The sequence below is a fragment of the Mycobacterium colombiense genome (genome assembly GCF_001672755.1).
Classification (GTDB): Bacteria; Actinomycetota; Actinomycetes; order Mycobacteriales; family Mycobacteriaceae; genus Mycobacterium; species Mycobacterium colombiense_C.
This window is the reverse complement of the sequence record NZ_LZKI01000156.1, coordinates 1-5,650: the sequence shown is the minus strand read 5'-3', so window position 1 is coordinate 5,650 and position 5,650 is coordinate 1. Positions and strand designations below refer to the sequence as shown.

Annotated in this window: 6 protein-coding genes; 4 read left to right on the top strand and 2 right to left on the bottom strand. The window is 67.0% G+C overall.

Features of this window, described 5'->3' with window-relative positions:
- The first annotated feature begins 33 nt into the window (after positions 1-33).
- From A5708_RS21070 to A5708_RS21055, 4 genes are read left to right on the top strand one after another with little or no spacing between them, the layout of a single operon-like run.
- Entirely contained in the window at positions 34-645 is a 612-nt protein-coding gene (locus tag A5708_RS21070) for a cytochrome c oxidase subunit 3 (RefSeq protein WP_064877534.1), read from the top strand.
- Positions 646-674: 29 nt separating this feature from the next.
- Complete coding sequence (locus tag A5708_RS21065) at positions 675-1,532, top strand: cytochrome c (RefSeq protein WP_007770718.1); 858 nt, start codon at positions 675-677, stop codon at positions 1,530-1,532.
- Positions 1,529-2,740: a ubiquinol-cytochrome c reductase iron-sulfur subunit gene (locus A5708_RS21060; RefSeq protein ID WP_065030482.1), complete on the top strand. Its 1,212-nt coding sequence runs from the start codon at positions 1,529-1,531 to the stop codon at positions 2,738-2,740. The genes A5708_RS21065 and A5708_RS21060 overlap by 4 nt, the downstream gene beginning before the upstream one ends.
- A complete protein-coding gene (locus A5708_RS21055) occupies positions 2,737-4,437 on the top strand; it encodes a cytochrome b (protein ID WP_065030481.1) in 1,701 nt (566 codons plus the stop codon). Before A5708_RS21060 ends, A5708_RS21055 begins: the two co-directional genes overlap by 4 nt.
- A gap of 36 nt (positions 4,438-4,473) precedes the next feature.
- On the opposite strand, the gene A5708_RS21050 is transcribed toward A5708_RS21055, so the two are convergent.
- Complete coding sequence (locus A5708_RS21050) at positions 4,474-4,920, bottom strand: DUF5994 family protein (protein WP_065030480.1); 447 nt, start codon at positions 4,918-4,920, stop codon at positions 4,474-4,476.
- A 191-nt stretch (positions 4,921-5,111) separates the two neighbouring features.
- A partial coding sequence (locus tag A5708_RS21045; protein ID WP_065030479.1) for a DUF2561 family protein occupies positions 5,112-5,650 on the bottom strand: 539 nt, incomplete at its 5' end.

Here is a 5,650-nt window from a genome sequence, read left to right as displayed (position 1 = left end):
GTTCAACAACTACAAAGCGTCATACTTGCGGATGTGACCAGCGCTGCCGGGACTTCGGGTACTGCAATTACGTCGCGGGTGCATTCGCTGAACCGACCCAACATGGTCAGCGTCGGCACCATCGTTTGGCTGTCCAGCGAGCTGATGTTCTTTGCTGGCCTATTCGCGATGTACTTCACCGCGCGCGCCCAATCGGGCGGGAAGTGGCCGCCGCCGCCGACCGAGCTGAATCTGTACCAGGCGGTGCCGGTCACATTGGTGCTGATCGCGTCGTCGTTCACCTGCCAGATGGGGGTGTTCGCGGCCGAGCGTGGCGACGTGTTCGGGCTGCGCCGCTGGTATGTGCTCACCTTCCTGATGGGCCTGTTCTTCGTTTGCGGCCAGGGCTACGAGTACTACCACCTGATGTCACACGGGACGACCATTCCCGGAAGCGCCTACGGCAGCGTGTTCTACCTGGCGACCGGGTTCCACGGCCTGCACGTCACCGGCGGCCTGATCGCCTTCATCTTCCTGCTGGCCCGCACCGCGATGAGCAAGTTCACGCCGGCGCAGGCTACGGCCAGCATCGTCGTCTCGTACTACTGGCATTTCGTTGACATCGTGTGGATCGCGCTCTTCGCCGTGATCTATTTCATCCGATGAGCAGGCGCTGGACGAACAGGAGTGCTCGGTTGAAGAAACTGGGATCTACCCGATCCGGTGCGGCCAAGCCGCCACAGGGGCAGCGTGACCGTTCGCGACGGCGGCTGCGCCGCCGGCTGTCCGGCGGTCTGCTGCTGCTGATCGCGCTGACCATCGCCGGCGGGCTGGCCGCCATCCTCACCCCCCGGCCGCAGGTGGCCGTCGCCGACGAGTCGAACTCGGCGCTGCTGCGCACCGGCAAGCAGCTGTTCGACACGTCCTGCGTGTCCTGCCATGGCGCCAACCTGCAGGGTGTCCCCGACCGCGGTCCGAGCCTGATCGGCGTCGGCGAGGAAGCCGTTTACTTCCAGGTGTCGACGGGCCGGATGCCGGCGATGACCGGCGAGGCCCAGGCGCCGCGCAAGGAACCGATCTTCGATGAGGGCCAGGTCGACGCGCTGGGCGCCTACGTCCAGGCCAACGGCGGCGGCCCGACTACCGTGCGCAACCCGGACGGCAGCCTGGCGATGCGCTCGCTGCGCGGCGAGGACCTGGGCCGCGGTGGCGACCTGTTCCGGCTGAACTGCTCCTCCTGCCACAACTTCACCGGCAAGGGCGGCGCGCTGTCGTCCGGCAAGTTCGCGCCGGATCTGGAGCCCGCCAACGAGCAGCAGATCCTGGCGGCGATGCGGACCGGTCCGCAGAACATGCCGAAGTTCTCCGACCGTCAGCTGTCGTTCGAAGCCAAGAAGGACATCATCGGCTACATCAAGGCGGTGACCGAGGAGCGCCAGCCGGGCGGCTACGGCCTGGGCGGATTCGGGCCCGCACCCGAGGGCATGGCCGCCTGGATAATCGGGATGGTCGCGGCCATCGGGCTGGCACTGTGGATTGGGGCACGAGCATGAGTGAGGCGGACGTTCGCGGCTCTGACACCGGCGGGAACCCGCACGGCACCGGCGAGAGGGAACCCGACGACGCGGCGCTGGCCGCCATGTCGCAGCACGAACTGGTGGCGCTGGGCGGCAAGCTGGACGGCGTCGAGACGGTGTTCAAGGAACCCCGCTGGCCGATCGAGGGCACCAAAGCCGAAAAGCGCGCCGAGCGTGGCGTCGCCCTCTGGCTTTTGCTGGGCGGTTTCTTCGGGCTCGCGCTGCTGCTGATCTTCTTGTTCTGGCCGTGGGAGTACAAGCCCAAGGAGAGCGCAGGCAGCTTCCTGTACGACCTGACCACCCCGCTGTACGGCCTGACCTTCGGGATGGCGATCCTGTCGATCGGCATCGGCGTCATCCTGTACCAGAAACGCTTTATCCCCGAAGAGATTTCGATTCAGGACCGACACGACGGCGCCTCGCGCGACGTCGACCGCAAGACGGTGGTGGCGAACCTGGCCGACGCGTATCAGGGGTCGACGGTCGGGCGGCGCAAGCTGATCGGCCTGTCACTGGGGATGGGGCTGGGCGCCTTCGGCCTTTCCACCCTGGTCGCGTTTGCCGGTGGCTTGATCAAGAATCCGTGGAAGCCGGTCGTGCCCACCGCCGACGGGAAGAAGGCCGTGCTGTGGACGTCCGGGTGGAGCCCGCGCTACCACGGCGAGACCATCTTTCTGGCGCGCGCCACCGGTTCGGCCTCCACGTCCCCGTTCATCAAGATGCGCCCCGAGGACCTCGACGCCGGCGGCATGGAAACCGTCTTCCCGTGGCGGGAGTCCGACGGCGACGGCACCACACCGGAATCGCAGGAAAAGCTGCGGTCCATCAACCAGGGTGTGCGAAACCCGGTGATGCTCATCCGAGTTCGGCCCACCGACATGAATCGCGTGGTCAAGCGGCAGGGCCAGGAGAGCTTCAACTTCGGCGAGTTCTTCGCCTACACCAAGGTCTGCTCGCACCTGGGTTGCCCCGCCTCGCTGTACGAGGAGCAGTCCTACCGGATTTTGTGCCCTTGCCACCAGTCGCAGTTCGACGCGCTGCACTTCGCCAAGCCGATTTTCGGGCCGGCCGCGCGTGCGTTGGCGCAACTGCCGATCACCATCGACTCCAACGGGTATCTGGTCGCCAACGGTGACTTCGTCGAGCCCGTCGGACCGGCATTCTGGGAGAGGACGACGACATGAGTCCGAAATTGAGTCCCCCGAAGATCGGCGATGTCCTGGCCCGTCAAGGCGAGGACATCGACACGCGCTACCACCCGTCCGCGGCGGTCCGTAGACAGCTCAACAAGGTGTTCCCCACCCACTGGTCGTTCCTGCTGGGTGAGATCGCGATGTACAGCTTCATCGTGCTGCTGCTCACGGGCGTGTACCTGACGCTGTTCTTCGATCCGTCCATGGGTGAGATCACCTACAACGGCGCCTACCAGCCATTGCGCGGCGTGGACATGTCGAAGGCCTTCGCATCGACCCTCGACATCTCCTTCGAGGTGCGCGGCGGTCTGTTCGTGCGTCAGGTCCACCACTGGGCGGCACTGATCTTCTCCGCGTCGATCATGGTGCACCTGGCCCGCATCTTCTTCACCGGCGCCTTCCGGCGGCCGCGCGAGGCCAACTGGGTCATCGGTTCGCTGCTGCTGATCCTGGCCATGTTCGAGGGCTACTTCGGCTACTCGCTGCCCGACGACCTGCTGTCCGGCATCGGGTTGCGCGCCGCGCTGTCCTCGATCACGTTGGGCATGCCGGTGATCGGCACCTGGCTGCACTGGGCCCTGTTCGGCGGTGACTTCCCCTGCGGCGGCGTCGGAAGCGAATGCGCCACAGCGGGTTACATCATCCCGCGGATGTACTCCCTGCACATCCTGCTGCTGCCCGGGATCATCCTCGCGTTGATCGGGCTGCACCTGGCCATGGTGTGGTTCCAGAAGCACACCCAGTTCCCCGGCCCCGGTCGCACCGAGCACAACGTGGTCGGCGTGCGAGTGATGCCGGTGTTCGCCGTCAAATCCGGGGCGTTCTTCGCCGCGATCGTCGGCGTGCTGGGCCTGCTCGGTGGTCTGCTGCAGATCAACCCGATCTGGAACCTGGGCCCCTACAAGCCATCTCACGTCTCGGCCGGTTCGCAGCCGGACTTCTACATGATGTGGACGGAGGGCCTGGCCCGTATCTGGCCGCCATGGGAGTTCTACTTCTGGCACCACACCATCCCGGCGGTGGTCTGGGTGGCGCTGATCATGGGCGGTGTGTTCGGTCTGCTGATCGTCTATCCGTTCCTGGAGAAGCGGTTCAGCGGTGACTACGCGCACCACAACCTGCTGCAGCGGCCGCGCGACGTGCCGGTGCGCACGTCGATCGGTGCGATGGCGATCGCGTTCTACATGTTGCTGACGCTGTGCGCGATGAACGACATCATCGCGTTCAAGTTCGACATCTCGCTGAATGCGACGACGTGGATCGGGCGCATCGGCATGGTGATCGTTCCGCCGGTGGTCTACTTCATCACCTACCGGTGGTGCATCGGCCTGCAGCGCAGCGACCGCGCGGTGCTCGAGCACGGCATTGAGACCGGCATCATCAAGCGGCTGCCGCACGGCGCCTACATCGAGCTGCACCAGCCGTTGGGCCCGGTCGACGACCACGGTCACCCGTTGCCGCTCGCATACCAGGGCGCGGCACTGCCCAAGAAGATGAACAAGCTGGGCTCGGCCGGATCTCCGGGCAGCGGCAGCTTCCTGTTCGCCGACCCGGCGTCCGAGGATGCGGCGCTGCGCGAGGCGGCGCACGGCTCGGAGCTGCGCGCCCTGACCGCACTGCGCGAACACCAGGACGGCCTCAACGGCTCGACGAACGGTTCGACGAACGGCGAGGGCGGCGAGCACTAGCACGCTCCCCCCACCGGTTTTCGTCGGTGTCCCGCCCTACGGGTGGGCGCAGGCCCGTTGCTGCTGGGCGGCCCGCAGGATCGAGCCGGCCGTGATGAACACCCGCTTGCCCATATCGCGCGTTTCGACGGGGAGCCCGGCGGCGCAGCGCAACACCATCAGGGCCAGCGCGCTGTAGGTCGCGTACGGGACGATCAGCAGGTTGACCTGAGCGTCTTCCCCGACGACCGTCATCACGTGCTGGCGTTTGTTCTCCCATCCCGGCCAGTTGAAATCGGGCGGCCGCTGCAGCGGGGGCCAGTTGACGTTGATGGAGCTGACGCCGCCGATCAAGGGCGTCAGCAGCGTGACCAGACCGGGCAATTCATTGGTGATGCGGTCCGCGCGGGGCCACCACGCGCCGTCGATGGTGCGACCGAGCTCACAGCCCACCGACACCCGGATGGGATCGACGCGTGTTCGCCGTCTGCCTGCGGCATCCACTTGCGGTTCCCTTCACGGTCGGCGTCCTTCGCCCAGACGGAACCGGCCGGAGGGAGGGATCGCATTGCCCGTGGCTGTCATCCGCACCGATTGCGGGACCGCCGTGGCAACGAAACGGCTCGCGCCCGACGCTACGCCACCCCCGGCACACCGGATCGGGCGCGGGGTCCGGAACGCAGCGGCAGCGGCGGCTACTGCTCGGCGACGACCTGGCGGAGCTGACGAATGTGCAGCCACTCCACCGCAGGCATGGCCGCGGTGATGACGCCGGCGAATCCATACCCGACCCACGACCCGCCATCGTGGCCGATCGCCATCAGGTACGTCGCCGTCGCGACCGCGATCAGCGCCGCGCCCATCGTGCCGATCAGAATCACGGTGCCGCGCAACCAGACTCGGTCCACGGCCTCGCCCGACCACTCGGCGCCCGGCGCCGTTGCGGCCGATTGCACGGTGGCGGTCCGCTCGCTCGCGGTGCGCAGGGCGCCGGTTCCCAGCCGCACCGAAGGCCTTGCCGGCCCGCGCGACGGCGCGGTCATCGCCTGGGCGGCCGGCTCGGCCTGCGACATCCGGCGGGCCCGCAACAGGATGGGTATCGCGCCCGCGATGATCAGCGCCGAGACGATGATGACGGCGTACAGCACCCAGGTGGTGTGCGGGCTGCTGGACGCCTTGTGAAAGCCCCTGCCCAGATCCGTCAGCGCGACGGCGGCCGCCACGCTGACGCCCA